12 protein-coding genes are annotated in these 16,807 nt (G+C 65.7%); 4 read left to right on the top strand and 8 right to left on the bottom strand.

Annotated elements, in window-relative coordinates; translation table 11 throughout:
* Positions 1 to 20: 20 nt before the first annotated feature.
* The 6 genes from cmk to mtnA all read right to left on the bottom strand — a co-directional run bounded on the left by cmk (position 21) and on the right by mtnA (position 9,621).
* Positions 21 to 707, bottom strand: a complete 687-nt coding sequence (gene cmk, locus DMX06_RS09720; protein WP_028690823.1) for a (d)CMP kinase — start codon at positions 705 to 707, stop codon at positions 21 to 23.
* Positions 704 to 2,911: a bifunctional prephenate dehydrogenase/3-phosphoshikimate 1-carboxyvinyltransferase gene (locus tag DMX06_RS09715; protein WP_258378825.1), complete on the bottom strand. Its 2,208-nt coding sequence runs from the start codon at positions 2,909 to 2,911 to the stop codon at positions 704 to 706. The genes cmk and DMX06_RS09715 overlap by 4 nt, the downstream gene beginning before the upstream one ends.
* Before the next feature lie 211 nt (positions 2,912 to 3,122).
* Positions 3,123 to 4,217 (bottom strand): prephenate dehydratase, encoded by a 1,095-nt coding sequence (pheA, locus tag DMX06_RS09710; protein ID WP_110736520.1) that lies wholly within the window; start codon positions 4,215 to 4,217, stop codon positions 3,123 to 3,125.
* Positions 4,217 to 5,302: a 3-phosphoserine/phosphohydroxythreonine transaminase gene (serC, locus tag DMX06_RS09705; protein WP_110736519.1), complete on the bottom strand. Its 1,086-nt coding sequence runs from the start codon at positions 5,300 to 5,302 to the stop codon at positions 4,217 to 4,219. Before serC ends, pheA begins: the two co-directional genes overlap by 1 nt.
* A 231-nt stretch (positions 5,303 to 5,533) precedes the next feature.
* Entirely contained in the window at positions 5,534 to 8,296 is a 2,763-nt protein-coding gene (gene gyrA / locus DMX06_RS09695) for a DNA gyrase subunit A (RefSeq protein ID WP_110736518.1), read from the bottom strand.
* Between the two features lie 248 nt (positions 8,297 to 8,544).
* On the bottom strand, positions 8,545 to 9,621 hold the full coding sequence (gene mtnA, locus DMX06_RS09690) for an S-methyl-5-thioribose-1-phosphate isomerase (protein ID WP_110736516.1): 1,077 nt from the start codon (positions 9,619 to 9,621) through the stop codon (positions 8,545 to 8,547).
* 111 nt (positions 9,622 to 9,732) lie between these two features.
* On the opposite strand from mtnA, the gene DMX06_RS09685 reads away from it, so the two are divergent.
* The 4 genes from DMX06_RS09685 to DMX06_RS09670 all read left to right on the top strand — a co-directional run bounded on the left by DMX06_RS09685 (position 9,733) and on the right by DMX06_RS09670 (position 13,382).
* Positions 9,733 to 11,058, top strand: coding sequence for a TRZ/ATZ family hydrolase (locus DMX06_RS09685; RefSeq protein WP_110736514.1), 1,326 nt, complete (start codon positions 9,733 to 9,735; stop codon positions 11,056 to 11,058).
* A gap of 63 nt (positions 11,059 to 11,121) precedes the next feature.
* A complete protein-coding gene (gene ubiG / locus DMX06_RS09680; protein WP_050704607.1) occupies positions 11,122 to 11,820 on the top strand; it encodes a bifunctional 2-polyprenyl-6-hydroxyphenol methylase/3-demethylubiquinol 3-O-methyltransferase UbiG in 699 nt (232 codons plus the stop codon).
* A 2-nt stretch (positions 11,821 to 11,822) separates the two neighbouring features.
* Positions 11,823 to 12,494 (top strand): N-acetylmuramic acid 6-phosphate phosphatase MupP, encoded by a 672-nt coding sequence (gene mupP, locus DMX06_RS09675; RefSeq protein WP_102684341.1) that lies wholly within the window; start codon positions 11,823 to 11,825, stop codon positions 12,492 to 12,494.
* 147 nt (positions 12,495 to 12,641) lie between these two features.
* Entirely contained in the window at positions 12,642 to 13,382 is a 741-nt protein-coding gene (locus tag DMX06_RS09670; protein WP_110736512.1) for a YciK family oxidoreductase, read from the top strand.
* Positions 13,383 to 13,439: 57 nt separating this feature from the next.
* Here DMX06_RS09670 and DMX06_RS09665 read toward each other — a convergent pair whose 3' ends face one another.
* Positions 13,440 to 14,225: a TenA family transcriptional regulator gene (locus DMX06_RS09665; protein WP_046856627.1), complete on the bottom strand. Its 786-nt coding sequence runs from the start codon at positions 14,223 to 14,225 to the stop codon at positions 13,440 to 13,442.
* A 38-nt stretch (positions 14,226 to 14,263) separates the two neighbouring features.
* On the bottom strand, positions 14,264 to 16,720 hold the full coding sequence (locus DMX06_RS09660) for an EAL domain-containing protein (protein ID WP_110736510.1): 2,457 nt from the start codon (positions 16,718 to 16,720) through the stop codon (positions 14,264 to 14,266).
* Positions 16,721 to 16,807 lie beyond the last annotated feature (87 nt).

The following is a 16,807-nucleotide window of genomic DNA, read 5'->3' as shown; positions in this document are numbered from 1 at the left end:
CCTGCCCGCTCTCCTCTCCATCAGGCCAGGTCGCGCAGGGCGAGCTCGCTTCTGATGCGTTGCAGCACCTGCTCGATGGACAACTCCGTGGAATCCAGCTGAATGGCATCGGCCGCCGGCTTGAGCGGGGCCACTGCGCGCTGGGTGTCACGCTCGTCGCGCGCACGGATCTCATCTAGCAGACTTGACAGACTAACATCTTCACCCTTGCCCTTCAACTGCAGGTAACGGCGACGGGCACGTTCCTCGGCACTGGCGGTGAGGAACACCTTGAGCGGCGCGTCAGGGAACACCACGGTGCCCATGTCGCGACCGTCGGCGATCAACCCCGGAGCCTCGCGGAAGGCACGCTGGCGCTGCAGCAGCGCTTCGCGCACGGCCGGCAGCGAGGCGACCATCGAGGCGCCGGCACCTACGGTTTCGGTACGGATGACGTGGCTGACATCCTCGCCCTCGAGAATGATCTGCTGCAGCTTGCCCGGCTCGGCGGCGATGAACTGCACATCCAGATGGGCGGCCAGGGCCTTGAGCAGCTCTTCGTTGGTCAGGTCGACGCCATGGTTGCTGGCGTTGAACGCCAGCAGGCGGTACAGGGCGCCGGAATCGAGCAGGCGCCAGCCCAGCTCGCGGGCCAGCAGGCCCGCCACGGTACCCTTGCCCGAGCCGCTCGGCCCGTCGATGGTGATGACCGGCGCTTGCGAATTCACGACTTGCCCTCTTCGGCGACGCGAATGCCGACTTCCTTGCACAGCGCCAGGAAGTTGGGGAACGACGTGGCGACGTTGGCGCAGTCATGGATCACGATCGGCGCGCTGGCGCGCAACGAGGCGATGCTGAAGGCCATGGCGATGCGGTGGTCGCCGTGGCCGTGCACTTCGCCGCCGCCGATCTGGCCGCCGTCGATGATGATGCCGTCCGGGGTCGGCTCGCACTTCACGCCCAGGGCGATCAGGCCGTCGGCCATCACCTGGATGCGGTCCGACTCCTTGACCCGCAGCTCTTCGGCGCCACGCAGCACGGTACGCCCCTCGGCGCAGGCGGCGGCGACGAACAGCACCGGGAACTCGTCGATGGCCAGGGGCACCAGGTGCTCGGGGATGTCGATACCCTTGAGCTTGGCGCCGCGCACGCGCAGGTCGGCTACCGGCTCGCCGCCGACTTCACGCTGGTTCTCCAGGGTGATGTCGCCGCCCATCAGGCGCAGGATGTCGATCACGCCGGTGCGGGTCGGGTTGATGCCGACATGCTCCAGGACCAGCTCGGAACCCTCGGCGATGGACGCCGCCACCAGGAAGAACGCCGAGGAGGAAATATCCGCCGGCACTTCGATGCGGGTGGCCGTGAGCTTGCCACCGGACTGCAGGGAGGCCACCGGACCGTTCGACTCGACCGCGTAGCCGAAGCCGCGCAGCATGCGCTCGGTGTGGTCACGAGTAGGCGCAGGCTCGGTGACAGTGGTGGTGCCTTCGGCGTACAGGCCGGCCAGCAGCAGGCAGGATTTGACCTGGGCACTGGCCATTGGCAGCGTGTAGTTCAGCGCCTTGAGCTTGTGCCCGCCACGAATGGTCAGCGGCGGACGGCCTTCAGGGCCGGTCTCGACCACCGCTCCCATTTCGCGCAGCGGATTGGCCACGCGGTTCATCGGCCGCTTGGACAACGAGGCGTCGCCGGTCATGGTGGTGTCGAACGACTGTGCCGCCAGCAGGCCGGACAGCAGGCGCATCGAGGTACCGGAGTTGCCGACGTACAGCGGCCCGGGCGGCGGCTTGAGGCCATGCAGGCCCACGCCATGAATGGTCACACGGCCATGGTGCGGGCCTTCGATGACCACGCCCATGTCACGGAAGGCCTGCAAGGTGGCCAGGGCGTCCTCGCCCTCGAGGAAACCTTCCACCTCGGTGGTGCCCTCGGCCAGCGAGCCGAGCATGATCGAGCGGTGGGAAATCGACTTGTCGCCAGGTACGCGGATCCGTCCGGACACGCGGCCACCCGGTTGGGCCAGGAAAATCAGATCGTTGGCGTTCATAGCGTCCACATAGGCCCGGCGGGCCAGGATTTTACTGAAATGCTCGCGGGCAACCCGGGCGCGGGTGAACACACCCAGCAGTTGGTGCCCGTCCCCAGCATCGACCGCGTCGCGCAAGGCGTCGAGGTCGCTGCGAAATGTATCGAGAGTGCGCAGGACCGCCTCGCGGTTGGCGAGGAAGATGTCATGCCACATGATCGGGTCGCTGCCGGCGATTCTCGTGAAATCGCGAAAGCCCCCCGCAGCGTACCGGAAGATCTCCAGGTTTTCATTGCGCTTGGCCAGCGAATCGACCAGGCCGAAGGCCAGCAGGTGCGGCAGGTGGCTGGTGGCGGCCAGGACTTCGTCATGGCGCTCCACCGACATGTGCTCGACATCGGCGTCCAGCGCGCGCCAGAGGCGATCGACCAGGAGCAGCGCTTGCGGGTCGGTTTCCGGCAGCGGCGTGAGGATCACCTTGTGCCGACGGAACAACGCGGCATTGGAGGCTTCCACGCCGCTTTGCTCGGAACCGGCGATCGGATGCCCCGGCACGAAGCGCGGTAGGCGCTCGGCGAACGCCTCGCGGGCGGCACGCACCACGTTGCCCTTGGCACTGCCCACGTCGGTGATCACCGCATCGCCCAGGTCGAGCTGGGCCAAGCGGGCCAGGACTTTCTCCATGGCCAGGATCGGCACCGCCAGCTGGATGACGTCGGCGCCGACACAGGCGGCAGCCAGGTCGGCCTCGCAACGGTCGACCACGCCCAGCGCCACGGCCTGCTTGCGCGACTCGGCATCCAGGTCGACGCCGACCACTTCGCGGCACAGGCCGCTTTCACGCAGGCCCTTGGCGAAGGAGCCGCCGATCAGGCCGAGGCCGACCACGACCAGGCGGCTGACAATCGGTGCGGATTTGTTTGTTACAGCATCAACCACGAGTGCGAACCCTGTTCAGAAATCTAGGCAATCTGCGAGACCCGTTGGGACTGCTTTGCAGCCCATCGCGACACAAGGCCGCTCCCACAGGACCCAGTACAGCTTCAAGGCCTGCACAATAACTGTGGGAGCGGCCTTGTGTCGCGATGGGGCGCGAAGCGGCCCCGGCAATCTCAAATCAAAGTACCGCCTTCGGATACGAACCCAGCACCTTCAGCGCCACAGCCTCCTGGCTGATCTGCTCCAGCACCGCCTTGATCAGCGGATCGCGGTGATGGCCGACGAAGTCGATGAAGAACACGTAGGTCCACTTGCCGCTTCGCGAAGGACGGGTCTCGATGCGCGTCAGGTCGATGCCGTTCTCGTGGAACGGCACCAGCAGCTCGTGCAGCGCGCCCGGCTTGTTGCTCATGGAGACGATGATCGAGGTCTTGTCGTCGCCGGTCGGCGGTACTTCCTGGCTGCCGATCATCAGGAAGCGCGTGGAGTTGTCCGGGCGGTCCTCGATCTTCTCGGCCAGGCGGGTCAGGCCATACAGGTTGGCCGCCATGTCGCCGGCGATCGCCGCAGAGTTCCACTCGCCCTTGACCCGCTTTGCCGCCTCGGCGTTGCTGGAAACAGCCACGCGCTCGACGTTCGGGTAGTGGGCGTCCAGCCACTTGCGGCACTGGGCCAGCGACTGGGCATGGGAGTAGATGCGGGAGATGCTGTCGGTCTTGGTGTTCTCGCCTACCAGCAGGTGGTGGTGGATACGCAGCTCGACCTCGCCGCAGATGACCATGTCGTGCTCGAGGAAGCTGTCCAGCGTATGGCTGACCGCGCCTTCGGTGGAGTTTTCCACCGGCACCACGCCGAAGTTGACGGCACCGGCCGCCACTTCGCGGAACACCTCGTCGATGGCCGCCATCGGGCGGCTGACCACGGCGTGACCGAAGTGTTTCATGGCCGCCGCCTGGGTGAAGGTGCCTTCCGGGCCGAGGTAGGCAACCTTGAGCGGCTCTTCGAGGGCCAGGCAGGACGACATGATCTCGCGGAACAGCCGCGCCATCTCTTCGTTGTCCAGCGGCCCCTTGTTGCGCTCCATGACGCGCTTGAGCACCGCGGCTTCACGCTCGGGACGATAGAACACCGGCGCCTCGCCTTCGGCCAGCGACGCGGTCTTGACCTTGGCCACTTCCTGGGCGCAACGGGCGCGCTCGCTGATCAGCTCGAGGATCTTCTCGTCGAGGCTGTCGATGCGCACACGCAGGGCCTTGAGTTCCTGGTCGGACATCAGCCGTGCTCCTTCTCGAATTCAGCCATGTACTGCACCAGCGCCTCGACGGCCTCCAGGCCCAGGGCGTTGTAGATCGACGCGCGCATGCCGCCGACCGAACGGTGCCCCTTGAGGTTCAGCAAGCCACGGGCGTCGGCGCCGGCCAGGAAGGCCTTGTCCAGACGCTCGTCAGCCAGGCGGAACGGAACGTTCATCCACGAACGGGCGTTGTGGCTGATAGGGTTGGTGTAGAACTCGCTGCTGTCGATGAAGCCGTACAGGCGATCCTTCTTGGCGCGGTTGCGCTGCTCCATGGCCTCGACGCCACCCTGCTCCTTGAGCCATTCGAACACCAGGCCCGAAAGGTACCAGGAATAAGTGGCCGGAGTGTTGTACATCGAGCCGTTGTCAGCCGCGATCTTGTAGTCGAGCATGGTCGGGCAACTGCTGCGGGCATGCCCCAGCAGGTCTTCACGGACGATCACCACCACCAGGCCGCTGGGGCCGATGTTCTTCTGCGCGCCGGCGTAGATCATGCCGAACTGCGACACATCGGTCGGGCGCGAGAGGATGTCGGACGACATGTCGACCACCAGCGGAACGTCACCGGTCTCGGGCACCCAGTCGAACTGCAGGCCGCCGATGGTCTCGTTGGACGCATAGTGAACGTAGGCCGCATTCGTGGTCAGCTTCCACTCGTTCTGGCCCGGAATGGCCAGGTAGTCGTAGGGCTTGGCGCTGGCGGCGACATTGACGTTACCGAAGCGACGCGCTTCCTCGATGGCCTTCTTCGACCAGATGCCAGTCTCGACGTAGTCGGCGGTGCCGTTCTCCGGCAGCAGGTTCAGCGGGATCTCGGCGAACTGCTGGCTGGCGCCGCCCTGCAGGAACAGTACCTTGTAGTTGGAGGGGACGGACAGCAGGTCTCGCAGGTCCTGCTCGGCCTTTTCGGCGATGGCCACGTAGTCGTCGCTGCGATGGCTCATTTCCATCACCGACAGGCCCTTGCCGCGCCAGTCCAGCATCTCGGCCTGGGCACGCTGCAGGACAGCATCGGGAAGCGCGGCGGGGCCGGCGCAGAAGTTAAAGGCTCGTTTGCTCACATCCACTCTCGCTCTGCCAAATAGAACAAATCGTAAATCTTCGATGCCAGCGGAAACCCTGTGGGAGCGGGTTTACCCGCGAACAAGGGCGAAGCCCTTGCCATGCACCGCGGTGTCTTCTTCGCGGGTAAACCCGCTCCCACAGGTTATGCGACCAACCTGCGGATCGGGCCAGGCCCTTATCAGTCAAACGGGGCGACCTTGGTCGCCCCGTTCGGGTTGTTGCTTCGGTTATTCCTGAGGCGCCTCTTCGGCGCCTGCGTTGTCCTCGCCCACCGCATCGAGCGAGGCGCCCTCCTCGTCCGTCTCGACCAGATCGTCAAGTTCGTCCTCGGATGGCTCCTGGACACGCTCCAGGCCTACCAGCGTTTCGTCGGTGGCCAGCTTGATCAGCGTAACACCCTGGGTGTTACGGCTCAGGCTGGACACTTCGCCGACCCGCGTGCGCACCAGTGTGCCTTGGTCGGAAATCAGCATGATTTCCTCGCCTTCCTGCACCTGGATGGCGCCGATCAGCAAGCCGTTGCGCCCCTTGGTGCCCATGGCGATCACACCCTGGCCGCCACGGCCGCGACGCGGGAACTTGGACAGCGGGGTGCGCTTGCCGAAGCCGCGCTCGGAAGCGGTGAGAATCTGCGCGCCGGACTCGGGGATCAGCATGGAGATGATCTGCTGGCCCTTGCCCAGCTTCATGCCGCGCACGCCACGGGCGTTACGGCCCATTTCGCGGACCACGCTCTCGGCGAAGCGGATCACCTTGCCGGCGTCGGAGAACATCATGACTTCCTTGGCACCGTCGGTAATGGCCGCGGCGATCAGGGTGTCGCCTTCCTTGAGCTTCAAGGCGATCAGGCCGTTGGAGCGTGGACGGGCGAACTGCACCAGCGGGGTCTTCTTCACAGTGCCGGAGGCGGTGGCCATGAAGATGTAGGCGCCGGTCGGTTCGGCGACCCACTCTGGGGTGTCGCCGTCTTCCTCATCGATCTCTTCGGCTTCCACCAGCTCGCCTTCGATCACGCTGTCATCGCTGTCTTCCAGCTCTTCCTCAGGATCTGCGTGCTGCTGCAGCGCCTCCAGGTCGATCTGCAGCATGGCGGTGATGCGCTCACCTTCCTCCAGCGGCAGCAGGTTGACCAGCGGACGACCGCGGGCGGCTCGGGAGGCCTCGGGGATTTCGTAGGTCTTCTTCCAGTACACCTTGCCCTTGCTGGAGAACAGCAGCAGGGTGGCGTGACTGTTGGCGACCAGCAAGTGCTCGATGTAGTCCTCGTCCTTGACGCCGGTGGCCGACTTGCCCTTGCCGCCGCGGCGCTGGGCCTGGTAGGCGGACAATGGCTGGGTCTTGGCGTAACCACCGTGGGAGATGGTCACCACGCGCTCCTCTTCCGGGATCATGTCGCCGTAGTTGAGGTCGTGGCTGGCGTTGAGGATCTCGGTGCGGCGGGCATCGCCGTACTCGGCGCGAATCGCTTCGAGCTCCTCGCGGATCACTTCCATCAGGCGCTCGGCGCTGCTGAGGATGCGGATCAGTTCGCCGATCTGTTCGAGGATCTCCTGGTACTCGGCCAGCAGTTTCTCGTGCTCCAGGCCGGTCAGGCGGTGCAGGCGCAACTCCAGGATGGCCTGGGCCTGCTCCGGCGACAGGTAGTACTTGCCCTCGCGCAGGCCGTACTGCTCCGGCAGGTCCTCCGGACGGCAGGACTCGGCACCGGCGCGCTCGACCATGACTTGCACGGCGCTGGATTCCCAAGCGGTGCTGATCAGCGCTTCCTTGGCTTCGGACGGCGTCGGCGAAGCCTTGATCAAGGCGATGACCGGATCGATGTTGGACAGCGCGACCGCCTGGCCTTCAAGGATGTGCCCACGCTCGCGGGCCTTGCGCAGCTCGAACACGGTGCGGCGGGTGACCACTTCGCGACGGTGGCGAACGAACGCCTCGAGCAGGTCCTTGAGGTTCAGCAGGCGCGGACGACCGTCGATCAGGGCGACGATGTTGATGCCGAACACGCTCTGCAGCTGGGTCTGCTGGTAGAGGTTGTTGAGCACCACCTCCGGCACCTCGCCGCGACGCAGCTCGATGACGATGCGCATGCCGTCCTTGTCGGACTCGTCGCGCAGCTCGGTGATGCCTTCGATCTTCTTCTCTTTGACCAGCTCGGCGATCTTCTCGATCAGACGCGCCTTGTTCAGCTGGTACGGCAGCTCGGTGACGACGATCTGCTGGCGGCCACCGACCTTGTCGATATCCTCGATCTCGGAACGGGCGCGCATATAGATGCGGCCACGGCCGGTGCGGTAGGCCTCGATGATGCCCTGGCGACCGTTGATCTGGCCGGCGGTCGGGAAGTCCGGACCCGGGATGAACTGCATCAGCTCATCGACCGTGATGTCGGAGTTGTCGATCAGCGCCAGGCAGCCATCGATCACTTCGCCAAGGTTGTGCGGCGGGATGTTGGTGGCCATGCCCACGGCGATACCGCTGGAACCGTTGACCAGCAGGTTGGGGATCTTGGTCGGCATGACCGCAGGGATCTGCTCGGTGCCGTCGTAGTTGGGCACCCAGTCGACGGTTTCCTTGTGCAGGTCGGCCAGCAGCTCGTGGGCCAGCTTGGCCATGCGCACTTCGGTGTATCGCATGGCCGCGGCGTTGTCGCCGTCCACAGAACCGAAGTTGCCCTGACCATCGACCAGCAGGTAGCGCAGCGAGAAGGGCTGGGCCATGCGCACGATGGTGTCGTACACGGCGGTGTCGCCGTGCGGGTGGTACTTACCGATCACGTCACCGACCACACGGGCGGATTTCTTGTACGGCTTGTTCCAGTCGTTGCCCAGTTCGCTCATCGCATACAGAACGCGGCGATGCACGGGCTTCAAGCCGTCACGCGCATCGGGCAGCGCTCGCCCGACAATAACGCTCATCGCGTAGTCGAGGTAAGACTGTCTCAGTTCGTCTTCGATATTGACCGGGAGGATTTCTTTGGCCAGTTCGCCCATGAGAAGCCTGATTCCTTTTTCTGGTGAAACTTCGCCTGATCCCTCGAAGGACGAACGAAGCTCGCCGCCGCAGCGCATATAGGGTGCGACGACTTACGACAAATCAATGAGTTGTGACATGGATCTGCGCAATGAAGGCCGCCGTAAAGAGCGGCCTTGGAAACTGCCGGATGGTATCACAAACACGGGACGCATGGGAGATATGGCAGGTTGCCTTGCAGCGCCATCCAAACGGGTGAAAAAACGCCTCAATGGAGGCGTTTTCGGCACATCAACTGGGCGATTTTCGCCGTGTCCGGACGCTCGACCACACCCTTCTCGGTAACGATTACATCGATCAGGTCCGCCGGGGTGACATCCACCACCGGGTTGTAGGCCTCGACGTCGGCCGTCACCTGGATGCCCGCCACTTCCAGCAACTCTTCCTCACCACGGGTCTCCAGCGGGATGTCCTCGCCAGTGGCCAGGTTCAGGTCGATGCTGGTGCTCGGCGCCACCACCATGAAGCGCAGGCCGTGATGCATGGCGGTCACCGCCATCTGATAGGTGCCGATCTTCGCCGCCACGTCGCCATTGGCGGCGATGCAGTCGGCACCGACTACCACCCAGGTGATGCCCTTGGTTTTCATCAGGTGACCCATGGCCGCGTCGGCGACCACGGTCACCGGCACGCCGTCGGCGGCCAGCTCCCAGGCAGTCAGGCGTGACCCCTGCAGCCAGGGCCGCGACTCACAGGCATAGACCTGCTCGACCATGCCTTCCAGGGTGGCGGCGCGGATCACCCCCAGGGCGGTGCCGAAGCCGCCGGTAGCCAGGGCGCCGGCGTTGCCATGAGTGAGCAGGGCTTGCTCGCTGCCCTGGTGGCGGCGGATCTGCTCGACGCCGAACTGGGCCATGGTCAGGTTGGCCTCGCGATCGCTTTCGTGAATGGCTACCGCCTCGGCCTCCATCACCGCCAGCACATCCTCGCCGGGGCGCAGCCGCTGCAGGCGCTCACGCATGCGGTTGAGCGCCCAGAACAGATTGGCCGGGGTCGGACGCGCCTCGCCCAGCAGCATGAAGTCTTCCTCGAGGGATTCCTCCCAGCCGTCGCCCTCGGCCAGGCGCCGACGCAACGCCAGCACCAGGCCATAGGCGGCGCAGATACCGATCGCCGGGGCGCCGCGCACGGCCATGTCGCTGATCGCCTCGGCCACCTCGGCCGCCTCGGTGCACGCCAGCCAGCACTGTTCCAGCGGCAGCAGGCGCTGGTCGAGCAGGTACAGCACGCCGTCGCGCCACTCGATGCCCGTCACCGTCTCCGCCGCCATCAGTTGCTCGCGCATCGCCTCTCCCCGTCGCCCTGGCATCAAAAGCCGGCGATTATAGCGACCCTCAGCCGCGGACGCTCGGGTATACTGCGCGTTTAGCCGAACCGACCCAGGTATATGCCGCGCATGCCCACCGCCACTCCCCTCCTCGACCTGCTGCTTGTGCCGGACTGGCTGGTCCCCGTGGAGCCGGCCGGCGTGGTGCTCGAAGGCCATGCGCTGGGCGTGCTGGACGGCCGGATCGCCTGGCTCGGCCCCCGCGAGCGCGCCCCCCGGGCCCGGGAGGTGCGCGAACTGCCCGACTGCGTGCTGACGCCCGGGCTGGTCAACGCCCATGGCCATGCTGCCATGGCCTTGTTCCGCGGCCTGGCCGACGACCTGCCGCTGATGACCTGGCTGCAGGAGCACATCTGGCCGGCCGAGGGCCGCTGGGTCGACGAGGCCTTCGTGCGTGACGGCACGGACCTTGCCATCGCCGAGCAGCTCAAGGGCGGCATCACCTGCTTCGCCGACATGTACTTCTTTCCCCGCGAGGCCTGCGACCGCGTGCACCAGAGCGGCATCCGCGCACAGATCGCCGTGCCCTTGCTGGACTTCCCGATCCCCGGCGCGCGCACCCCGGACGAAGGCCTGCACCTGGCCATCGAGCTGTTCGGCGAGCTGCGCCACCACCCACGCATTACCGTCGCCCTCGGCCCGCACGCGCCGTACACGGTCAGCGATGCGAACCTGGAGAAGATCCGGGTGATCGCCGACCAGCTCGACGCGCCGCTGCACATGCACATCCACGAGACCGTCGGCGAAGTCGAGCAGGCGCTCAAGGACAACGGCGAGCGCCCGCTGGCCCGCCTCGCCCGCCTGGGCCTGCTGGGGCCGAACCTGCAGGCGGTGCACATGACCCAGGTCAGCGACGAGGATCTGGCGCTGCTGGTAGAAAGCAACACCAGCGTGGTCCACTGCCCCGAGTCCAACCTCAAGCTGGCCAGCGGCTTCTGCCCGGTGGAGCGCCTGTGGCAGGCGGGGGTGAACGTGGCGGTGGGCACCGACGGCGCCGCCAGCAACAACGACCTCGACCTGCTCGGCGAAACCCGTACCGCCGCGCTGCTGGCCAAGGCCGTCGCCGGCTCGGCCACCGCCCTGGACGCCCACCGGGCGCTGCGCATGGCCACACTCAACGGCGCCCGGGCGCTCGGCCTGGAGGCGACGACCGGCTCGCTCGAGACGGGCAAGGCCGCCGACCTGGTCGCCTTCGACCTGTCGGGGCTGGCGCAGCAGCCGGTGCACGACCCGGTCTCGCAACTGATCTACGCCACCGGCCGCGATTGCGTGAAGGACGTCTGGGTCGCCGGCCACGCACTGGTGCTGGACCGCCGCCTGACGCGGATGGACGAGCAGGCCCTGGCCGCCAATGCCCGCGCCTGGGGAGCCCGCATCGGCGGGCGCAACGAATAACCGGGCGCCAGCCACGGCTGGCGCCCCGTGACACTTTCATAGAAGCTTCAGAGGACTGTTCAGATGAGCAACGTCGACCACGCCGAAATCGCCAAGTTCGAAGCCCTGGCCCACCGCTGGTGGGACCGCGAGAGCGAATTCAAGCCACTGCACGACATCAACCCGCTGCGGGTTAACTGGATCGACGAACGCGTCGCCCTTGCCGGCAAGAAAGTGCTGGACGTCGGCTGCGGCGGCGGCATCCTCAGCGAGGCAATGGCCCAGCGCGGCGCCACCGTGACCGGCATCGACATGGGCGAGGCGCCACTGGCGGTGGCCCAGCTGCACCAGCTGGAGTCCGGCGTGGCGGTGGAATACCGGCAGATCACCGCCGAGGCCCTGGCCGAGGAGATGCCCGAACAGTTCGACGTGGTCACTTGCCTGGAGATGCTCGAGCACGTGCCCGACCCTTCGTCGGTGATCCGCGCCTGCTACCGCATGGTCAAGCCGGGCGGCCAGGTGTTCTTCTCGACCATCAACCGCAACCCCAAGGCCTACCTGCTGGCGATCATCGGCGCCGAGTACATTCTCAAGATGCTGCCGCGCGGCACCCATGACTTCAAGAAGTTCATCCGCCCCTCCGAGCTGGGTGCCTGGAGCCGCGCCGCGGGCCTGGAGGTCAAGGACATCATCGGCCTGACCTACAACCCGCTGACCAAGCACTACAAGCTGAACAACGACGTCGACGTCAACTACATGATCCAGACCCTGCGCGAGGAATGAGCATGCGCCTGCGAGCAGTACTCTTCGACATGGACGGCACCCTGCTGGACACAGCGCCGGACTTCATCGCCATCTGCCAGGCGATGCTTGCCGACCGCGGCCTGCCGGCCATCGACGACGCACGCATCCGCGAGGTGATCTCCGGCGGCGCCCGCGCCATGGTCGCCGCCACCTTCGCCATGGACCCCGAGGCCGACGGTTTCGAGGCCCTGCGCCTGGAATTCCTCGAGCGCTACCAGCGCGATTGCGCGGTGCACAGCAAGCTGTTCGACGGCATGCCGGAGCTGCTGGCCGACATCGAGAAAGGCAACCTGCTGTGGGGCGTGGTCACCAACAAGCCGGTGCGCTTCGCCGAGCCGATCATGCAGCGCCTGGGCCTGGCCGAGCGCTCGGCCCTGCTGATCTGCCCGGACCACGTGAAGAACAGCAAGCCCGACCCCGAGCCGCTGATACTGGCGTGCAAGACCCTGGACCTGGACCCGGCCAGCGTGCTGTTCGTCGGCGACGACCTGCGCGACATCGAGTCCGGCCGCGACGCCGGCACCCGAACCGCGGCGGTGCGCTATGGCTATATTCATCCAGAGGACAACCCCAACAACTGGGGCGCCGACGTGGTGGTGGACCACCCGCTGGAACTGCGCAAGGTGATCGACAGCGCACTGTGCGGCTGCTGAAACTTCGCGCACCAGGGAGGGCTGCGCCCTCCATCGCGACACAAGGCCGCTCCCACAAGGAGCACCCGTCGCCTGTGGGAGCGGCCTTGTGTCGCGATGGGCTGCGTAGCAGCCCCCATTGATCGCAACCGATTTAAGGACAGACCGATGTTCGACTACACCGCCCGCCCCGACCTGCTCAAGGGCCGGATCATCCTGGTCACCGGCGCCGGCCGCGGCATCGGCGCCGCCGCCGCCAAGGCCTACGCCGCCCTGGGCGCCACCGTGCTGCTGCTGGGCAAGACCGAGGCCAACCTCAACGAGATCTACGACCAGATCGAGGCCGCCGGCCACCCGCAGCCGGCGGTGATCCCGTTCAACCTGGAAACCGCCCTGCCCCACCAGTACGACGAACTGGCGGTGATGATCGAGGAGCAGTTCGGGCGCCTCGACGGCCTCCTCAACAACGCCTCGATCATCGGCCCGCGCACGCCGCTGGAGCAGCTGTCGGGCGACAACTTCATGCGCGTGATGCACATCAACGTCAACGCCACCTTCATGCTGACCAGCACCCTGCTGCCGCTGCTCAAACTGTCGGAGGACGCCTCGGTGGTGTTCACCTCCAGCAGCGTCGGGCGCAAAGGCCGGGCCTACTGGGGCGCCTATGGCGTGTCGAAGTTTGCCACCGAGGGGCTGATGCAGACCCTGGCCGACGAGCTGGAAGGCGTGGCGCCGGTGCGTTCGAACAGCATCAACCCGGGCGCCACGCGCACGGCGATGCGCGCCCAGGCCTACCCGAGCGAGAACCCACAGAACAACCCGCTGCCCGAGGACATCATGCCGGTGTACCTGTACCTGATGGGGCCGGACAGCAAGGATGTGAACGGGCAGGCACTGAACGCCCAGTAAGGCTTATCGCGGGGCAAGCCGCATCGGTGCGCCGATGCGACTTGCCCCGCGATCGCTTCAGCCCGCCGCCAACGCCGGGCGCAGACGCCCCTGCTGGCGCCCTTCGAGCTGCATGCAACGTTCCAGGAACAGGAACATGCAGTCGTAGCTCTTGCAGATCGCCCGGCGCAGCTCGGTGCGCAGCCCCAGCGTCGGGCTCTCGCCCGCCAGGGTGCAGATGATCTCCAGCGCCTCCCACGGGTGTGCGTCATCGTACTGCGCATGCATCTTCAGCCACTTCATCGCACGCTTGCGGGTGTCCTCGGGGAAGCCCTGGGCGTAGGTGTCCTCGGCGCAGACCACTGCCGACCACTCGCCGGTGGCACCTTCGATGGCGTAATTGGTGGCCGCCATGGCGATGGCCAGCGACTCGGTGGCGCACACTCGCCAGCACCAGTCGTTGAGGCCGTTGAGCTCCGGCGGCACCTCCTGGGACTGCAGCTCATGCAGGTGGATGCCATGGGCTTGGCACCAGTGCACCCAGTAGTCGGCATGGTTGAGCTCGACCCGGATGTTGCGCATCAGCCAGCGACGCGCCATGTCTTCGCCAGGATGTCGGGCGTAGCGGGTCTTGGTGAGGTTGTGGGCCATGTAGAGAGAAAACTGCTCGACCACCGGCCAGCCGCCGATCAGGTACTGGCGGATGGTCGACTGCTTGAGCTGGCCATCGCGCAGTCGCTGGTAGAACTCATGCTCCACCACACGGCGCTTGCTTTCGCGGCAATCCTCTATCAGTTGTTGGGCCCACTGCGGATAACTGGCCGGATCCATCAATGGTCCGATCCTTACGAACGCGTCGATCACTGTCAGCTCCTTGATTCCCTGTGATTTCCGGGCGTTGTTCAGCGAAAGGTCCCCGGCGCCCGGTGCAGAAGGGGCCTCGCGGCAATCCGTTGGCGCTGCAGGCTGTCGCAGGTGAAGACCTGCGGGCGTTCGATGAGGTATCCCTGGGCGTAGTCCACGCCGATCTCCTGCAAAGCCTGCTCGATCAGCGGCGTCTCGACGAACTCGGCAATGGTCCGCTTGCCCATGACGTGACCGATGTGATTGATCACTTCGACCATCGCCCGGTTGATCGGGTCATCGAGCATGTCCTTGACGAAACTTCCGTCGATCTTCAGGAAGTCTACAGGCAAATGCTTCAAATAGGCGAATGACGACATTCCGGCGCAGAAGTCGTCGAGGGAGAATTTGCAGCCCAGTCCTTTCAATTCATTGATGAATCGGATCGCGCTGCCCAGGTTGGCAATGGCGCTGGTTTCGGTGATTTCAAAACAAATCAGCCGTGGCGGGATGTCGAACTCGCCGAACAGGCGCTGCAGGTACTCGAGGAACTTGTCGTCGCCGATGCTCGAACCCGATAAATTGATGGCACACATCGCCAGGGGGCCCTCCCGACCTTCATCCAGGCACTGGCGGATCACCTGGAACACGCTGCGCACCACCCAGCGGTCGAGCGCGGTCATCAGGCCATAGCGCTCCGCTGCGGGGATGAAACTGTCGGGCAGGATGGTGCGCCCGCTTTCGTCGTGCAGGCGCAGGAGGATCTCGATATGCCCGGGCCCCTCGTGGGGGTGAAGGGGCGCGATCTCCTGGGCGTAGAGGCAGAAGCGGTTTTCCTCCAGCGCCACATGCAGCCGCTGGATCCAGGCCATCTCGCCAAAGCGCATGGACAGCTCGCTGTCGTCGGCGTGATACACCTGGACCCGGTTGCGGCCCTTTTCCTTGGCCATGTAGCAGGCCATGTCCGCCGCGCGCAACGATGCCTCCAGGGTGCTTGGCGCCTGGGCGATGTGCACCAGGCCGATGCTGACCGTGGTCACGAAGGGGCGCCCTTTCCACACGAAATGCAGGCTCTGCACGGCCTGGCGCAACTGCTCGGCAATGCGCTCGGCCTGCTCTGGCGGGCAGTTTTCCAGAAGCACGCCGAACTCGTCGCCACCCAGGCGCGCCAGGGTGTCGCCCTCGCGCAGGCCCGACTGCAGCACCGCGCAGATATGCCGCAGCAGTTCGTCGCCGGCGGCATGGCCGCAGGTGTCGTTGACCAGCTTGAACTGGTCGAGGTCGAGGAACATCAGCGAATGGCGCCCGGCCTGGCGGGCCAGGCCGTTGAGCGCCTGCTCCAGGCGATATTCGAACTCGCGGCGGTTGGCCAGCCCGGTCAGGGCGTCGTGGGTCGCCTGCCAGGACAGGTTGGCGATGTACTGGCGCTCCTGGGTCATGTCGTGCAACACCACGACGATGCCACTGACCTGTCCTTCGGTGAGGATGGGCGAGCCCACCAGGTTGACCGACACCGTGCTGCCGTCCAGGCGCTGGATCAGCCGGGCATGCTCGGCGCCGCCCTTGAGGCTGCCACTGAGCACCTGCTCGACCAGCGTCAGGCTGTCGCCCTCGGCATTCTCGTCGAGCAGGCTGAACAACGCCGCCAGCGGCAGGCCCTGGGCCTGCACCGCTTGCCAGTGGGTCAACTGCTCGGCGGCCGGGTTCATATAGCTGATGCAACCGTCGACATCGGCGGTGATCACCGCATCGCCGATGGATTCCAGGGTGATCTGCGCCCGCTCCTTCTCCTCCTGCAGCGCGCTGGCGAACGCCTGGCGCTGGGCCAGCAGCTTGCTCGAACGCCGCCAGGCCATGGCGATCAGGAACAGCGCGGTGGCCAGGTTGGTGAGCATCAGCACCTTGAGCAGCATCCGCGAGCCTTCGCCCAGGGCATCGCTGAACGCCTTGGCGGCGGGGGTCACACCGTCATTGATGGCGACGATGCGCGCCTTCCAGTTGGCCACCTGGTGCGGGTCGATCGCGCCCCCGGCGAAGCCTTCGCGCATCTGCTGGGCCAGCACGTCGAGCTGGCGCAGGTAATCGTCACCGATGTCCCAGTAATCGATGGCGGTTTGCATATAGCTGACATGACGGAAGTTGCGGTAGAACCAGATGATCCGGGCCACATCCTCGGGGTGGTTGCCGCCCTGCAGCACACCCTGGCGCGCTGCGTCCAGGTCCGGTTCGGGACGATCCAGGGCCAGGCGCAGGTTGTGGTCGCCCTGGGGCACCAGGATGGCCCGGCGGTAGCGGGCATAGGTCAGCGGATCGCGGTCGTCGGCGTAGAGATTGAGGTAGTAGATGGCGTCCTTCTGCGCCTTGGACCACAGGCTTTCGCCCGCCACATAGGCGCGCACGGCGGACAATGCATAAAGGCTCAGACTGCCCAGCAGTACCTGGAAAACCACAACGGCGACGAAGGGCCAGATAATACCCAGCAGCCTTGGCGCTTCGAGAGTCCGATTTCCCTTCATGTAGTCCCTGTCATGGCGGCAGATAAGGCACGAATCAACCTAGACAAGCACAGCGTAGGCCATTTGCCATGCCTGTGGCGTGGTTTT

This window comes from Pseudomonas mosselii, assembly GCF_003205295.1.
GTDB lineage: Bacteria > Pseudomonadota > Gammaproteobacteria > Pseudomonadales > Pseudomonadaceae > Aquipseudomonas > Aquipseudomonas mosselii_B.
The sequence above is the reverse complement of the archived record's forward strand: the minus strand, read 5'-3'. Positions and strand labels throughout refer to the sequence as shown.